This window comes from Acinetobacter sp. NBRC 110496 (assembly GCF_000876115.1).
Lineage (GTDB): Bacteria > Pseudomonadota > Gammaproteobacteria > Pseudomonadales > Moraxellaceae > Acinetobacter.
In genome coordinates this window covers 21,971-37,115 of the sequence record NZ_BBTF01000027.1, presented here as the reverse complement: position 1 = coordinate 37,115, position 15,145 = coordinate 21,971, and the positions used below count along the sequence as shown (strand labels likewise).

Here is a 15,145-nt window from a genome sequence, read left to right as displayed (position 1 = left end):
ATTTACAATGAAATTAAAACATCTTAGCACTGCCATGATTTTAGCAACGCTGCCTGCAACTGGAGTTTTTGCAGCTGCGTTAGACCGTTCAGGTCAATCTATGTCTGCTTTTTTTCAGCCGGGTAACTATTTTGAAGCGGGTATTTCGGTTCTAGACCCAACAGTGAAAGGCCAAGAAGCTGGCACATCATCAACAACACGAAAAATTGGGGATATGGCGGATGACTATTATTTCCCTAGCGCAGCATTAAAATTACAACTGACTGACAACGTTTCTTTCGGTTTATTATACGACCAACCTTATGGTGCAAATGCTCAATATTCTGGAAACAACGTTTTTGTATCGAACCCTGGCTCTGATACTGTTCTACCTGTTGAAAAAACAAATGCTTTAGTACAAAAGAAAGTAACTGATTATTTAAGCTCTCCAACAGGCCAACAGCAAATTGCTGGACTTGTGCAAGGTGGTATGACCCCTGCTCAGGCTCAAGCAGCAGTCACTCAAGGCTTCTTAAATAGTGCACCAGTAAAAGCATTACAAAAAGGTCTTGCTGATGCAAATGCAGCTTTAGGCGAAGGTAATACTTCAGTAAAAGTAGATACGCAAAATATTTCTCTTGTTTTTGGCTATCAACCAGTTAAAAACATCAACCTGTATGCTGGTGGTGTTTACCAAACAGTTAAAGGTAATGTAAACCTACGTGGTACAGCTTATAGTATCTACAATGGCTATGATGCGAATATCAAAGAAACTGGCGGTGCTGGTTGGTTAGTCGGTGCAGCTTATCAAATTCCTGAGATTGCACTTAAAGCATCTTTGACATATCGTTCAGAAATCGATCACAAAGTAAATATTAATGAAAATTTCTCTGTAACCTCTGCGTTGGTTAACAACCCAGCCGTGTTAGCAGGTTTACTGGGCATTACTCCTGCTCAAGCATTAGCTCAAGCACAAGCACTTGAAGAAGGCAGTGCGGGTAAAAAGACCAAAATTACAACGCCACAGTCTGTTAACTTAGATTTCCAAACAGGTATCATGGCGAATACAGTTGCGTTTGCAAACGTTCGCTGGGTCAACTGGAAAGACTTTGCAATCCAACCATACAAGTTCGGTTTATTGTCTCAACAAATCGGTGGTTTAGTTGGTCGTCCAAACGGTTTCAACTTAGTTGAATATTCTGATGATCAATGGTCTGTTAACGCAGGTGTTGGCCGTAAACTAAGCGAACAATGGGCTGGTAACGTTTCTGTAGGTTGGGACTCTGGTGCAGGTAACCCTGTAACAACACTTGGTCCTACAGAAGGTTATTGGAACGTGGGTGTCGGTCTTCAATTTAGCCCGACGCCAGCAACCTTTATTGCTGCTGGCGTGAAATATTTCTGGTTAGGCGATGCTAAAGCACAAACTGGTGCTCAAGCAGGTGGAAATGAATATGTTGCAGAGTTTAAAGACAACAATGCAATCGCCTATGGCTTAAAAATGGGCTATCGCTTCTAATCCACAGTTTTCAATAAAAGGTCATCTTGGGATGGCCTTTTTTTATACAACTTTAATAAATAAAATCAAAATCATAACTAAATAAATCAGCAGTGATACAAAGTTTAAAACCATCAATAAAAACCGTGAATGCTCAAGTATTTTCAGTGACTTTACCGTACATTTATTGACATTTGTAAATTATTTAAGCGAATAAAAACTATGTTACTTTTCGCGCCATTCTGTTACAAAGTGATTTGAGAGAACATATTAATGAAGCTGAATGCTATTCAAACGGCTCTTCTACTTAGCTTAGTTCCAACAACAACATTCGCCGCAGCACTGGATCGCTCAGGTCAATCAATTGCCGCTTTTTTACAGCCAAATAACTATTTTGAAGCAGGTATCACCGTTCTAGATCCGAGTGTTTCGGGTAAAGACACATCTAAAAATAATACAGGTGATATGGCCAATCACTATTACGCGCCCAATGCAGCCTTAAAAATTCAAGCCACAGAAAAACTTTCGATTGGTTTGATTTATGATCAGCCCTATGGCGCAGATGCAGAATACACGGGCAAAAGTAACTTTATCGAAAGCCGCCCTGTTCCATTTAAAGGCGGCACATCAGTTACAGTTGATACTGAAAACTTAAATCTGCTACTCGGTTATCAACCGAATCAAAACTGGAATATTTATGCGGGTGCGGTCTATCAAACCCTAGATAGTACCGTACTGTTACGTGGCAAAAGTTATAATGCCTACAGTGGTTATGACTTCAAAACAGGCAAAGATGAAGGCGTTGGCTGGTTAGCGGGTGTTGCTTATCAAATTCCTGAAATTGCACTCAAAGCTTCTTTGACTTACCGTGCAAAAATCAAGCATGAAATGAATGCTTATGAAAATCATGGTATTGCAGGCATGACTGGCAGTGCAGGTTTGGATGCAGTTCTAAATAAAATTAATCATTCAGAAGGTACAACTGAAATCACCACCCCACAATCGATCAACCTCGATTTCCAAACTGGAATTATGGAAAACACCGTTGCATTTGCCAATTTACGCTGGGTGAACTGGAAAGACTTCGCCATCCGTCCCTATAAATTTGGTGCGGCTTCAACCTTACCACCAATCGTTGCGGCAACAGGTAAAAAAGAGGGTTTTGATCTGGTTGCCTATACCGATGATCAATATTCAATTACAACAGGTATTGGTCGTAAATTTAACGACCAATGGGCAGGTAATCTATCCGTTGGTTGGGACTCTGGCGCAGGTAACCCAGTCACCACACTTGGGCCAACTGAAGGCTACTGGAATGTAGGGGTTGGTGTTCAATACAGCCCTGCTCCAAATTATTTTATCGCAGGTGGTGTGAAATACTTCTGGCTGGGCGATGCAAAAGCACAATCCGGTTCACAATTTAATACGCCTGGCTATGTCGCAGAGTTTGAAAATAACAATGCCATCGCCTATGGTCTAAAGATTGGTTATAAATTCTAAAAAATCTCTACCAGCCCCTCTTTAATCAAGAGGGGCAGTTCCCTCCTTTAGTAAAGGAGGGTTAGAGAGGACGAGTTATTCTGGAATATCACGTTGCGATACCGAACGAATCGCCTGTTTAAGTGCTTCATAACCATGCAATGGCGGGAATTGAGGGAATTCTGCAATCACATTTGCTGGCGCATCGAACAGGAAACCATGATCTGCTTCACCCAGCATGGTAGTATCATTATAAGAATCCCCTGCTGCAATCACGCGGAAATTCAAACCATGTAATGCTTTTACCGCCTGACGCTTTTGATCAGGTTGACGTAACTTATAAGCTGTGATCATGCCATTTTCATCGGTTTCAAGTTTATGACAGAAAATGGTTGGCCATCCCAATTGCTTCATCAATGGATGAGCAAACTCATAAAAAGTATCTGATAAAATAATCAGTTGGAAATGGGTACGTACCCACTCAACAAACTCTTTGGCTCCTTCAAAAGGGCCCATATCTGCAATCACTGCCTGGATATCATTTAAGCCCAAACCATGCTGTTTTAAGATATTCAGACGTTGTGTCATCAACACATCGTAATCAGGAATATCACGTGTGGTGGCTTCTAGTTCTTTAATCCCTGTTTTTTTTGCAAAGTTGATCCAGATTTCTGGAACTAAAACCCCTTCAAGATCTAGGCATACGATTTCCATGAATGCTTCCAATGTTGGTTAAAAATTGCTGTATCATAGCACTAAGATTATTCAATTTTTGTGCTGTTGTGGAATAAAATCACATTATTCTGCAAGATTAAAATCTGACATAAGCAAACTGCTTTGCTTCGAATGATTTACAATTGTGCCCAAGCCTATCGCCAGGAACATCCATGACTGTTATTCCGACTATTGACCTTGTAGATGCGTTCGCTGCTGAATACGCAGATAAATCGCCACGAGAAATTTTAGAACTTGCATTAAGCCAGCAAGGTGAAATCGCAATTTCATTTTCTGGTGCAGAAGATGTTGTTCTAATTGATATTGCCTCGCGTCTAGGTAAGCCCTTCCGTGTGTTTAGTCTGGATACGGGACGTTTACATGCAGAGACTTACCAGTTCATTGAAACAGTTCGTAAGCATTATAAGATCGATATTGAAATTTGCTTCCCGGAGTCTACTGCTGTTCAGCAATTCGTCACTGAAAAAGGCCTGTTTAGCTTTTTTGAAGATGGACATCAGGAATGTTGTGGAATCCGTAAGGTACAACCTCTACGTAAGAAACTGGCAACCTTGGATGGCTGGATTACGGGCCAGCGCAAGGATCAAAGTCCGACCCGTAGCGAAGTGCCTGTGATTCAAGCGGATGTCGGTTTTTCTGGTGAGGGCAAGCAGTTGATTAAATATAATCCACTGGCGAACTGGAGCAGTGCTGATGTATGGAGTTATATCCGAATGATGGAAATTCCATATAACCCATTGCATGAACGTGGTTTTATTTCAATTGGTTGTGAGCCATGTACACGCGCGGTGTTGCCAAATCAACATGAACGCGAAGGTCGCTGGTGGTGGGAAGAGGCCACGCATAAAGAATGCGGCCTACATGCCGGCAACCTCAAAAAATAATCAATTAAAGATTTGGTATATTAAAACCACTGATTCGTCAGTGGTTTTATTTTCGCTGACTCGGTTGTCTAAAGTCATATTTTAACCAGAACAAACAGTATATACTGCGCAGAACGGTTCCAATAATTCTAATAAGAGCTCCAAGAGAGTATCTTAGAAAAAATGCGATGAGAGGCTAGATCTGCTATGCGCCCACTACACCCCATTGATTTTATCTTTCTCTCGCTAGAGAAAAGACAACAACCTATGCATGTAGGTGGGTTGTTTTTGTTTGAGCTTCCAGAGAATGCTTCACCCACATTTGTTCATGATCTCGTCAATGAAATTCGACAATCTAAGAGCATTCCCGTTCCCCCATTCAACAACCAACTGAATGGTTTATTCTGGGGTGAGGACAGCGAATTTGATCTCGACCACCATTTCCGCCATATTGCCTTACCCAATCCGGGACGTATTCGTGAACTTCTGGTTTACATCTCGCAACAGCACAGTTCTTTAATTGATCGTGCCAAGCCACTTTGGACCTGTGACATTATTGAAGGCATTGAGGGCAACCGCTTCGCCATGTATTTCAAAATCCATCATGCCATGGTCGATGGCGTAGCCGGTATGCGTCTGATTGAAAAATCACTTTCGCAAGACCCGAATGAAAAACATGTGGTGCCACTCTGGTGTGTAGAAGGAAAACGCACCAAACGTCTTAAAGCCCCGAAACCACCAACGGTCAGTAAAATTAAAGGTGTAATGGAAGGGATCAAATCGCAACTGGAAGTTGCGCCGAAAGTTATGCAAGAACTTTCCCAGACTATTTTTAAAGAAATGGGCAAAAATCCAGATTATGTCTCGACCTTTCAGGCCCCCCCTTCAATATTAAATCAACGTGTAAGCTCTTCACGTCGCTTTGCAGCACAATCTTTTGAGCTCGAACGTTTCCGCCGTATTGCCAAATCATTGGGCGTGACCTTGAACGATGTCATTTTAGCCGTATGCTCAGGTGCTTTACGGGAATATTTGCTTAGTCATAACAGTTTACCAAAGAAACCGCTCATTGCGATGGTACCTGCTTCAGTTCGTACTGATGATTCAGATGTCAGTAACCGTATCACCATGATTCTGGCCAATCTTGCCACGCATATTGAAGATCCGATTGAGCGTCTGGAAATTATTCGCCGTAGCGTACAAAACTCTAAACAGCGTTTTAGTCGTATGACCGCCAATGAGATCTTGAACTATAGTGCGGTTGTATATGGTCCGGCAGGTTTAAATATTGCGTCAGGTATGCTCCCGAAACGCCAAGCTTTCAATCTGGTCATTTCTAATGTACCTGGTCCACGCGAGCCTTTATATTGGAATGGTGCGAAGTTAGATGCGCTCTACCCTGCATCAATTGTAATGGATGGTCAGGCGCTCAATATCACCATGACAAGTTATTTGGATAAATTGGAAGTGGGTTTGATTGCGTGCCGTAATGCTTTGCCTAAGATGCAGAACTTACTCACTCACTTAGAAGATGAAATTCAACGCTTTGAACAAGCCATTCAGGATTTACCGCAGAAAGTGGCAAATTAATTGCCCAGAGAAAAATTAAGGGGCTTTCAATGGCCCCTTATTTTTTAATTGTGCGACAACGCTGCAACAGCTGGTGGCAAGCCAAACGAATCATTGCCGTGGTAATCTGAACTTCTTTACCTTGACTGTCTACCATATAACATGTGTTTACAGGATTACTGTCCAAAACATGCTTAAAACCGTGGTTCACTAAACTTTCACTCACATTCATGATCTATACCTCATATTATTTGCTAAGGCACCTAAAAGTACCTATGGCTCATTTTATGGTTCTAGTATTTAAAATTCGTGATAGAAAGTAAAATTTCAGTTGTAACAAGGCTTAAGCGAAATCTTGTTACAACTTTAGGTTAAAATGATATCGTATTGCTCTTGCGTATACAGATTTTCAACCTGGAATTTAATCACACGATTAATAAAATGTTCTAAATCCGCGACAGCTGGGGCTTCTGCTGTTAGTAAGCGGTCAATCACTGCTGGATGTGCAACGACAGTAAAGCCACCCTTGGAATCAAATGCACGGGCATAACGCAAGATCTCGCGAAATATCTCGTAACATACTGTCTCTGCTGTTTTCACATAACCGCGCCCCTGACAGGTTGGGCATGACTCACACAACAAATGTTCTAAAGATTCACGGGTACGCTTACGGGTCATTTCGACCAGACCCAACTCAGAAACCTGCGTAATTTTAGTTTTGGCGTGATCACGTTCCAACATACGCTCAAACTGACGCATCACCTCTTCGCGATGCTCGGCTTCTTGCATGTCAATAAAATCAATAATGATAATACCGCCCAAATTACGTAGACGAAGTTGCCTTGCAATTACCTGAGTGGCTTCCATATTGGTTTTAAATACGGTGTCTTCCAAGCTGCGACCACCGACATAAGAACCGGTATTCACATCAATGGTGGTCATGGCCTCGGTCTGGTCAATCATCAGATAACCACCTGACTTCAATGCCACGCGAGTTTGTAAGGCTTTTTGAATATCCTCTTCGACATTGTATAAATCGAATAACGGCTTTTCGCCCGGATAATGGATTAAACGGTTTTGAATGGTCGGCACAAACTCACTCACAAACTCGCTCAGCTTGCCATGAATCTCACGAGAGTCGACATAAATCTTCGCAGTTTCATCACTGGCCAAGTCACGCACAATCCGTTGCGGTAAAGGTAATTCTTCAAAAATCAGTTCAGCAGTTGCAGCTTCTTTTTGTTTACGCTGAATAAATTCCCACAGCTTGCTCAGATAGCACATGTCCTGCGCAATCGCAGCATCATCGACCCCTTCAGCAGCCGTACGCACAATCACACTGCCTGGTAAATTATGTTCAGCCTGAATGCCTTCAATAATGCCACGCAAACGATCACGTTCTTCTTCAGACTCGATCCGTTGTGACACACCAATATGGTTGCCATAAGGCATCAACACCAGATAACGAGAAGGAATGGAAAGATCGGTACTGAGACGTGCGCCTTTAGTGCCAAGCATGTCTTTCATGACTTGAACAGTCAGCATTTGACCAGGGTGTAACAGCTCAAAAACGTTGGGGGTTGGCTGCGAACGCGACCACACCATATCGTTAATATGCAAAAAAGCGGTTCGAGACAAACCGATATCCACAAAAGCAGCCTGCATCCCTGGGAGTACACGGACTACTTTGCCTTTGTAGATATTCCCTACTAAGCCACGTTTTACAGTTCGTTCAACAAATAGTTCATTGACCGTACCATTTTCAATCAAGGCCACACGACATTCCATCGGCGTGACGTTAATCAGCAACTCTTCTGCCATAACAAACTCAAAACTTTATAAAAATTCTTATACCCGAAAGTGTCAGCGTAGTGCTTTAACCCTTTCTAATAACTGTGCTGTCTCATGCAAAGGCAAACCAACCACATTACTATAGCTGCCACGGATTTGCGGAATATATTGCGCTGCAATTCCCTGTATTGCATACGCACCCGCTTTGCCTATCGGCTCGCCTGTTGCCCAATATTTTTCCATGTCTGCATGACTGAGTTGTTGTAACTCAACTTGCGTTGCCACCACGGTACTCAACATCTGAGTCGTGCTTGCCACACAAACACCAGAGTAGACATCGTGCCATTGCCCAGAAAGTGCAGACCAGATAGCAAAAGCATGCTGCTTCGACTCTGGTTTGCCAATAATCTGCCCAGCGAAACTTAAACTGGTATCTGCTGCAATCACGATGGCATCTGGATATTTATTTAAAACAATCTGTGCCTTATCTCGCGCCAAGCGCTCGACATAATGCGCAACCGTTTCCCCATCCCGCACCGTCTCATCGACATCTGGACGATAGGTATCGAAATCCAGTCCTAGTTGCTGTAACAGCTCCTGCCGACGAGGCGAGCTTGATGCGAGAATTATATGCGCCATTTATGTAAACAATAATAAACCAACGGCCATGCCAGCACACTGCTCACCAAGGGTTGCCAGTGTCGTGCAATCGAAAAGTGCGCGCCTGCGATGGTCTGGCTAATCCACAAAAATGTCAGATGTGCAACCACTGCAATCAGCGCAATTGCCCATGAATTGCCAAAAGTCAGAATACGGCGTTCCCGAATAAAATAACGTATTCCAAAAGTGATAATGACAAAACTCAGCGCATTTAAGCCAAATGGTGCGTCCAGCAACAGATCAGCAAAAAGTCCCATGCCAAATGCAAACCAGACCCCACACCACACGGGCTGATAGAGAATCCAGAACAGCATGATCATCAGCATGACACATGGACGCCATCCAGAGGCCTCATAGGCCATTGGATAGACCATGAGTACTGAACCCACTACAATAGACAGGATAATCATCCAGAGTGGATCTTTGCGCTTCTCATAATTCAACTTAGCGATCGGCATAAGGTTGCTCCTGCGCTAAGGATTCAGAGAATAGCACCACCACATGATGACCACTGGCAAGTTGAGCTGCCGGCGTGACATCAATTTCAGCAAACTCACCCGACGTATGTCGACTGACTTTAGATACAGTACCCACTAAATAACCTGCTGGAAAATGTTCACCCAAACCGGAACTAAACACTTTGTCTCCAACCTGAATATTGGCACTGGTTGGTACATATTCCATTTTGAGTTGACCCAAATCACCTGTACCTGAAATGATTGCACGCATGCCTGTCCGTTCTAAACGTACTGACAACGAGTGTTCTTTATCAGAAAGCAGCATGATACGCGCGCTATGAGGATAGACATTAATAATCTGTCCCATAATCCCTTTATCATCCAACACCGTCTGCCCGACTCTTAAATGATCGACGGAACCACGGTTAACAATAATAATATGGCGCAATGGGTCTGCATCCGTTCCAATCACTTCCGCAATCTGCATACGCCCATCAATAATCAATGGGGTATCCAAAAGCCCTCTTAAACGGTTATTTTCCGCAGAAAGTTCTGAAAGTTTTTGTAGACGGACTTGAGCTTGAAGAAGTTCTGCTTGCATCGCGGTATTTTCACGGCGCAATTGAGCTTCAGATTTGGTTTGTTGATTAAGCCATTCTCGCGACAGTACAGGATAGCTTGCCAGCGCATAAATCGGGTTATACGCGGCATACAAGACATCCCTTGCTGGCTGAATTACATAGGGCATGCGCCAATCAAAGAAAAGCACCACCAAACATGTAATGACCGCAATGACAAATGAGCGAAAAGATGGCGGTTGTCTTGAAAAAAGATTCGGTTGCACCGCCTAGTCCTTATGATTTAACCAACGAAAAGCATGTCATGGTTTGGATTGTCAAAGAACTCTAATACTTTACCACCACCACGAGTGACACAAGTTAAAGGATCATCTGCAACAATCACAGGTAAACCTGTTTCCTGAGCAAGCAATTTATCGAGGTTACGCAACAATGCACCGCCACCTGTCAACACGATACCACGCTCTGCAATATCCGAAGACAGCTCAGGTGGTGTTTGCTCAAGCGCAGATTTCACTGCACTCACGATGCTTTGTAAAGGATCGGCAATGGCTTGTGTGATTTCATCAGAAGTCACCGTAATCGCGCGAGGTACACCCTCAGCTAGGTTACGGCCACGAACTTCGATTTCGAGGGTTTTGCCGTCAGTCACAGCCATACCCACTTCTTTCTTGATCACTTCAGCTGTGGTTTCCCCGATCACACAACCGTGCGCTTTACGAACGTAGTTGATGATCTGTTCATCAAACACATCACCGCCGATGCGTAATGAGTCTGCGTAAACACAGCCTTGTAATGAAATGATCGCGATTTCAGTCGTTCCACCACCCACATCAACCACCATCGAACCACATGCTTGCTCAACTGGCATACCTGCACCAATTGCTGCAGCCATCGGTTCTTCGATTAAGCGAACATCACGTGCACCTGCATTGAATACAGCCTCACGAATTGCACGACGCTCAACCAAGGTTGATTTACATGGTACACACACCACGACACGTGGTGCTGGTGGGAATAAACGCTTTTCATGCACTTTGCCAATAAACTGATTCAACATGGTCTCAGTCACTTCAAAGTCAGCAATCACACCGTCTTTCATAGGACGAATCGCTGAAATATTCGCTGGTGTACGACCTAACATTTGTTTAGCATCGAGACCTACAGCGGCAACAATTTTTTGTGAACCACTATGGCGAATTGCCACAACAGTTGGTTCATTTAATATAATGCCACGGCCTGGTGCATAAATAAGTGTATTTGCAGTACCTAAATCAATGGCTAAATCCGGCGAAAACAAGCCAATTAGTCGTTTTAGAATCACGGGGGCGTTCTCAATTAAACTTTGTGTGAATACAAGGTGGCAACTTTAACTAAATGTGATGATTTGAACAAGTCAATCGCTTATTATAACGCACGATATTTTGAAATTTTTTAATACTGAATTAGGTAAAGTTATGTCTACATCATCAGATGCTCAGCAGACAACAGACTTAAATGCGCAAACGGTATCGCAAATTGCACACCTTGCCCGTTTATCTCTCAATGACACGCAATCTGCTGAATATGCTCAAAGTTTAAATAAAATCCTTGGCATGATGGAAAGCTTGAAAGGCATTAATACCGATGATGTTGAGCCTTTAAAGAGCCCATTTGACAACCCGCAACCCCTACGCGCTGACGTTGTGACTGAAAGCAACCATCGTGATGAATATCAAGCGGTCGCGCCTGCTACAGAAGCAGGTTTGTACCTCGTACCTCGCGTAATTGAATAAGATTTATTCGATTAGTCAATATTTTATATTTAGAATGTAAAGAAATTTTTCATATGACAGATTTACATCGCTTATCAATCCGTGAACTCTCTGAAGGCTTAAAAACAGCCCAATTTTCATCACGCGAATTGACTGAACATTATTTGAAGCGTATTGCCCAAATTGACCCAAAAGTAAAAAGTTATGTAACAGTGACTACAGAACAGGCGCTTGCGGAAGCAAATGCGGCTGATGCGGCACTGAAAGCAGGCAATGCCCATGCGCTGGCAGGTATTCCGCTTGCGCACAAAGATATTTTTTGTACCCAAGGCATTAAAACCACTGCTGGTTCAAAAATGCTGGATAACTTCATTTCACCATACGATGCAACGGTGGTTGCAAAAGCGAAAGCTGCGGGTCTCGTGACTTTAGGTAAGGTGAACATGGACGAATTCGCCATGGGTTCAACCTCTGAAAACTCTTATGTCGGTGCAACCTCGAATCCTTGGGCACTGGATCATGTTCCGGGTGGTTCATCAGGTGGTTCTGCAGCAGCTGTGGCTGCTGATCTTGCGCCGATCGCAACAGGAACCGATACGGGTGGCTCCATTCGTCAACCTGCTTCATTCTGCGGCTTAACTGGCTTAAAACCGACCTATGGTCGTGTATCTCGCTTCGGTATGATTGCGTATGCATCATCACTGGATCAGGGCGGCCCAATGGCGCGTTCGGCAGAAGACTGTGCGTATTTGATGAATGTGATTGCAGGTCATGATGCCAAAGACTCGACTTCAATCAACAAAGAAGTGGACGATTACGTTGCTAACCTAAACGGCACAGCGGTGAAAGGCCTACGCATTGGTATTCCAAAACAATACTTCAATGTGGCAGGTTTAGACGCTGATGTGAAAGCACGCGTTGAAGAATCGTTGAAAAAGCTTGAAGACATGGGCGCGACCTTGGTTGAGATTGATCTCAACATGACTGAAGCCTATGTACCAACCTACTACTTGATCGCACCTGCGGAAGCCTCTTCGAACCTGTCACGTTTTGACGGCGTACGTTACGGCTACCGTTGTGAAAATCCGGTGGACTTGATGGACTTGTACAAACGTTCACGTTCAGAAGGTTTTGGTGCCGAAGTACAACGTCGTATCCTGATCGGGACTTATGCCCTTTCTGCGGGTTATTACGATGCTTACTATGTGAAAGCACAAAAAGTACGTCGCTTGATTCAGCAAGACTTCCTTAAAGCATTTGAAAATGTCGACGTGATTGCTGCACCATCTGCACCAACCACTGCTTACAAAATCGGTGCGAATCTCAGCCCGACTGAAATGTATTTAGGCGATATCTATACCCTTGCTGTGAACTTGGCAGGTCTACCTGCCATCAACGCACCTGTTGGTTTCGATAAAGACAGCTTGCCTGTGGGCTTACAGTTGATTGGTAACTACTGGTCAGAATCACAATTGTTGTCGATTGTGCATCAATATCAACAAAACACAGACTGGCATACCAAACGTGCGGCAATTGCTGAGGAGAATGCATAATGACTGAAGCTCAAAAGTTAAAGTTAATTGACGGTTGGGAAGTCGTTATCGGGATCGAGATCCACACGCAGTTGGCGACCAAGTCTAAAATCTTCTCTGGTTCATCGACTGAATTTGGTCAAGACCCAAATACGCAAGCCAGCCTTGTTGATTTAGCCATGCCGGGCGTATTGCCTGTATTGAATGCGGAAGTGGTTGATCTTGCGATTCGCTTCGGTTTGGGGATTGATGCCTATATCGACCAAGCCTCGGTATTTGCGCGTAAGAACTATTTCTACCCAGATTCGCCAAAAGGCTACCAGATCAGCCAGATGGACAATCCGATTGTTGGCTTGGGTCATATCGACATCCAGCTTGAAGATGGCACTGTGAAGCGTATAGGCGTGACTCGTGCCCATCTTGAAGAAGATGCGGGTAAATCGATCCATGACCAGTTCGAAGGCATGTCGGGTATCGACTTAAACCGTGCGGGTACACCATTGCTTGAAATCGTATCTGAGCCAGATATGCGTTCAGTTGAAGAAGCGGTTGCCTATATCAAGTCGATTCACACGCTCGTGCGTTGGTTAGGAATTTCTGACGGTAACATGGCAGAAGGTTCATTCCGTGCTGACTGTAACGTATCACTCCGTCGTCCGGGTCAACCTTTTGGTACGCGTTGCGAGTTGAAAAACCTCAACTCATTCCGTTTCATTGAGCAAGCGATCAATGTTGAAATTGAACGCCAGATGGAAATCTTGGAATACGGCGGCGAGATTGATCAGGAAACCCGTTTGTTCGATCCGAACAAGATGGAAACCCGTTCAATGCGCTCAAAAGAAGAAGCGAACGACTATCGCTACTTCCCAGATCCAGACTTGTTGCCAGTGATCATTGCCGACGAGCAGATCGAAGCGGCACGTGCTGCCCTTCCAGAGCTGCCTAAAGCGCGCCGTGCACGCTTTATCGCTGACTTTGCTGTGACTGAGTACGATGCGCATGTATTGACGCTGTCACGCGAAATGGCGGACTTCTACGAAGCGGTTGTGGCTGCTGCGGGTGGTGCGAAGCAAGGTAAACTCTCTGCAAACTGGGTGATGGGTGAATTCTCAGGTGCTTTAAACAAAGCTGGCTTAGAATTGGCGGACTCTCCTGTTTCTGCTGAGCAGTTGGGCGGCATGATCGCGCGTATTGTCGACAATACCATCAACGGTAAAATCGCGAAGCAAGTGTTTGGCTTTATGTGGGAAGCAGAGGGTAAATCTGCGGATAACATCATTGCTGAGAAAGGCTTGAAACAAGAAACCGATACAGGTGCGATTGAAGCAATCATTAAAGAAGTGCTTGCAGCCAATGAAAAAATGGTTGAAGAGTACAAGTCTGGTAAAGAAAAAGCCTTTAATGGTCTTGTTGGTCAAGTTATGAAAGCGGCAAAAGGTAAAGCTAACCCAGCTCAAGTCAATGAATTAATGAAGAAATTGATTGGTTAAACTGATCTGATTTCAAAAGAAAACCCGCTTTAGAGCGGGTTTTTTATATTTTTAATTTATTACGTTCATCATCAATATATGACATCGTAATATCAATTAAGCAATCAATTAATTCTTCAAAAGTAAAACCCGTATTTTGAGATGAAAAGAAATTCATGGTCAGTGCAACACTGGAATTAATCAAAACATAAACCATCAATTTTAGATTTTTTATTCTAAGCACTTCAGGATGTTTAACTGCATATTCAATCGCTAAAGTATTGATTGCCTTCACTGCTTTTACATGACTGGCTTCGGTACTATATTTGTTCGAAACACTGAGCCAATAGAAGTATTTATTCTCATCTTTTGCTAAAAATTCGCCAATGTGCAAAAAAATGGATCTGATCGCTTCAGGAATTTCCATTTCTTGAATCGTGGGGATGACTTCGTAAATCACTTTAGCCAGCTCAGCAATAAAGTGTTGTTGCATCTCGACAAACAAGGCTTCTTTGTTTTTAAAATATTCATAAAAACTCCCAGAACCAACGCCTGCAATCTCACATACTTTCAATACTGTTGTGTGATCCAACCCATTATTTTTTACTGATATAAATCCTGCATCAACTATAAAACTATAAGTATTTTTTGACCTACTTTGCTTTGGTTTTCTTATAGTTACCATTATAAAAATCTCCTTATTAAATCCGTCTTTTTTCCGTACAAATTCATTGATAGATTCTATATACAAACTCAAGATTGTTCAAATTACCACCTACC

The 15,145-nt window shown here is 43.3% G+C and carries 15 protein-coding genes; 7 read left to right on the top strand and 8 right to left on the bottom strand.

What is annotated here, in order from left to right; genetic code table 11:
* Positions 1-7 precede the first annotated feature (7 nt).
* Both Aba26S_RS13450 and Aba26S_RS13445 read left to right on the top strand, forming a co-directional pair.
* Positions 8-1,498, top strand: a complete 1,491-nt coding sequence (locus tag Aba26S_RS13450) for a long-chain fatty acid transporter (protein ID WP_005243962.1) — start codon at positions 8-10, stop codon at positions 1,496-1,498.
* Positions 1,499-1,750: 252 nt separating this feature from the next.
* Positions 1,751-2,977, top strand: coding sequence for an OmpP1/FadL family transporter (locus Aba26S_RS13445; RefSeq protein ID WP_043972649.1), 1,227 nt, complete (start codon positions 1,751-1,753; stop codon positions 2,975-2,977).
* A 75-nt stretch (positions 2,978-3,052) separates the two neighbouring features.
* On the opposite strand, the gene thrH is transcribed toward Aba26S_RS13445, so the two are convergent.
* Positions 3,053-3,670: a bifunctional phosphoserine phosphatase/homoserine phosphotransferase ThrH gene (gene thrH / locus Aba26S_RS13440; protein ID WP_004652299.1), complete on the bottom strand. Its 618-nt coding sequence runs from the start codon at positions 3,668-3,670 to the stop codon at positions 3,053-3,055.
* A 173-nt stretch (positions 3,671-3,843) separates the two neighbouring features.
* On the opposite strand from thrH, the gene Aba26S_RS13435 reads away from it, so the two are divergent.
* Both Aba26S_RS13435 and Aba26S_RS13430 read left to right on the top strand, forming a co-directional pair.
* Positions 3,844-4,575, top strand: a complete 732-nt coding sequence (locus Aba26S_RS13435) for a phosphoadenylyl-sulfate reductase (protein ID WP_005243966.1) — start codon at positions 3,844-3,846, stop codon at positions 4,573-4,575.
* Between the two features lie 186 nt (positions 4,576-4,761).
* Entirely contained in the window at positions 4,762-6,144 is a 1,383-nt protein-coding gene (locus Aba26S_RS13430; RefSeq protein ID WP_005243968.1) for a wax ester/triacylglycerol synthase family O-acyltransferase, read from the top strand.
* Between the two features lie 37 nt (positions 6,145-6,181).
* Here Aba26S_RS13430 and Aba26S_RS13425 read toward each other — a convergent pair whose 3' ends face one another.
* The 6 genes from Aba26S_RS13425 to Aba26S_RS13400 all read right to left on the bottom strand — a co-directional run bounded on the left by Aba26S_RS13425 (position 6,182) and on the right by Aba26S_RS13400 (position 10,934).
* Positions 6,182-6,355, bottom strand: a complete 174-nt coding sequence (locus Aba26S_RS13425; protein ID WP_005243969.1) for a PA1571 family protein — start codon at positions 6,353-6,355, stop codon at positions 6,182-6,184.
* 134 nt (positions 6,356-6,489) lie between these two features.
* Positions 6,490-7,944 carry a ribonuclease G gene (rng, locus tag Aba26S_RS13420; protein WP_043972646.1) on the bottom strand — a complete coding sequence of 485 codons (1,455 nt, stop codon included), beginning with the start codon at positions 7,942-7,944 and terminating at the stop codon, positions 6,490-6,492.
* A gap of 42 nt (positions 7,945-7,986) precedes the next feature.
* Positions 7,987-8,553 carry a Maf-like protein gene (locus Aba26S_RS13415; protein WP_005243979.1) on the bottom strand — a complete coding sequence of 189 codons (567 nt, stop codon included), beginning with the start codon at positions 8,551-8,553 and terminating at the stop codon, positions 7,987-7,989.
* Positions 8,541-9,032 carry a rod shape-determining protein MreD gene (gene mreD, locus Aba26S_RS13410; protein WP_043972643.1) on the bottom strand — a complete coding sequence of 164 codons (492 nt, stop codon included), beginning with the start codon at positions 9,030-9,032 and terminating at the stop codon, positions 8,541-8,543. Before mreD ends, Aba26S_RS13415 begins: the two co-directional genes overlap by 13 nt.
* Positions 9,019-9,876, bottom strand: coding sequence for a rod shape-determining protein MreC (mreC, locus tag Aba26S_RS13405; protein ID WP_005243984.1), 858 nt, complete (start codon positions 9,874-9,876; stop codon positions 9,019-9,021). Before mreC ends, mreD begins: the two co-directional genes overlap by 14 nt.
* A gap of 17 nt (positions 9,877-9,893) precedes the next feature.
* Positions 9,894-10,934: a rod shape-determining protein gene (locus Aba26S_RS13400; protein WP_005226999.1), complete on the bottom strand. Its 1,041-nt coding sequence runs from the start codon at positions 10,932-10,934 to the stop codon at positions 9,894-9,896.
* A 133-nt stretch (positions 10,935-11,067) separates the two neighbouring features.
* Between Aba26S_RS13400 and gatC the strand changes: the two genes are divergently transcribed.
* The 3 genes from gatC to gatB are packed head-to-tail and all read left to right on the top strand — an operon-like array spanning position 11,068 to position 14,386.
* On the top strand, positions 11,068-11,385 hold the full coding sequence (gene gatC / locus Aba26S_RS13395) for an Asp-tRNA(Asn)/Glu-tRNA(Gln) amidotransferase subunit GatC (RefSeq protein ID WP_004652310.1): 318 nt from the start codon (positions 11,068-11,070) through the stop codon (positions 11,383-11,385).
* Between the two features lie 53 nt (positions 11,386-11,438).
* Positions 11,439-12,917, top strand: a complete 1,479-nt coding sequence (gene gatA / locus Aba26S_RS13390) for an Asp-tRNA(Asn)/Glu-tRNA(Gln) amidotransferase subunit GatA (protein WP_005243988.1) — start codon at positions 11,439-11,441, stop codon at positions 12,915-12,917.
* Positions 12,917-14,386 carry an Asp-tRNA(Asn)/Glu-tRNA(Gln) amidotransferase subunit GatB gene (gene gatB / locus Aba26S_RS13385; protein WP_043972636.1) on the top strand — a complete coding sequence of 490 codons (1,470 nt, stop codon included), beginning with the start codon at positions 12,917-12,919 and terminating at the stop codon, positions 14,384-14,386. The genes gatA and gatB overlap by 1 nt, the downstream gene beginning before the upstream one ends.
* A 43-nt stretch (positions 14,387-14,429) precedes the next feature.
* On the opposite strand, the gene Aba26S_RS13380 is transcribed toward gatB, so the two are convergent.
* Positions 14,430-15,050 (bottom strand): TetR/AcrR family transcriptional regulator, encoded by a 621-nt coding sequence (locus Aba26S_RS13380; RefSeq protein WP_043972633.1) that lies wholly within the window; start codon positions 15,048-15,050, stop codon positions 14,430-14,432.
* Positions 15,051-15,145 lie beyond the last annotated feature (95 nt).

Excerpts from the sequence above, each read along its gene's own strand:
- Aba26S_RS13450 (WP_005243962.1), top strand. The coding sequence starts at position 8 with ATGAAATTAAAACATCTTAGCACTGCCATGATTTTAGCAACGCTGCCT.
- Aba26S_RS13445 (WP_043972649.1), top strand. The coding sequence starts at position 1,751 with ATGAAGCTGAATGCTATTCAAACGGCTCTTCTACTTAGCTTAGTTCCA.
- thrH (WP_004652299.1), bottom strand. The coding sequence starts at position 3,670 with ATGGAAATCGTATGCCTAGATCTTGAAGGGGTTTTAGTTCCAGAAATC.
- Aba26S_RS13435 (WP_005243966.1), top strand. The coding sequence starts at position 3,844 with ATGACTGTTATTCCGACTATTGACCTTGTAGATGCGTTCGCTGCTGAA.
- Aba26S_RS13430 (WP_005243968.1), top strand. The coding sequence starts at position 4,762 with ATGCGCCCACTACACCCCATTGATTTTATCTTTCTCTCGCTAGAGAAA.
- Aba26S_RS13425 (WP_005243969.1), bottom strand. The coding sequence starts at position 6,355 with ATGAATGTGAGTGAAAGTTTAGTGAACCACGGTTTTAAGCATGTTTTG.
- rng (WP_043972646.1), bottom strand. The coding sequence starts at position 7,944 with ATGGCAGAAGAGTTGCTGATTAACGTCACGCCGATGGAATGTCGTGTG.
- Aba26S_RS13415 (WP_005243979.1), bottom strand. The coding sequence starts at position 8,553 with ATGGCGCATATAATTCTCGCATCAAGCTCGCCTCGTCGGCAGGAGCTG.
- mreD (WP_043972643.1), bottom strand. The coding sequence starts at position 9,032 with ATGCCGATCGCTAAGTTGAATTATGAGAAGCGCAAAGATCCACTCTGG.
- gatC (WP_004652310.1), top strand. The coding sequence starts at position 11,068 with ATGTCTACATCATCAGATGCTCAGCAGACAACAGACTTAAATGCGCAA.
- gatA (WP_005243988.1), top strand. The coding sequence starts at position 11,439 with ATGACAGATTTACATCGCTTATCAATCCGTGAACTCTCTGAAGGCTTA.
- gatB (WP_043972636.1), top strand. The coding sequence starts at position 12,917 with ATGACTGAAGCTCAAAAGTTAAAGTTAATTGACGGTTGGGAAGTCGTT.
- Aba26S_RS13380 (WP_043972633.1), bottom strand. The coding sequence starts at position 15,050 with ATGGTAACTATAAGAAAACCAAAGCAAAGTAGGTCAAAAAATACTTAT.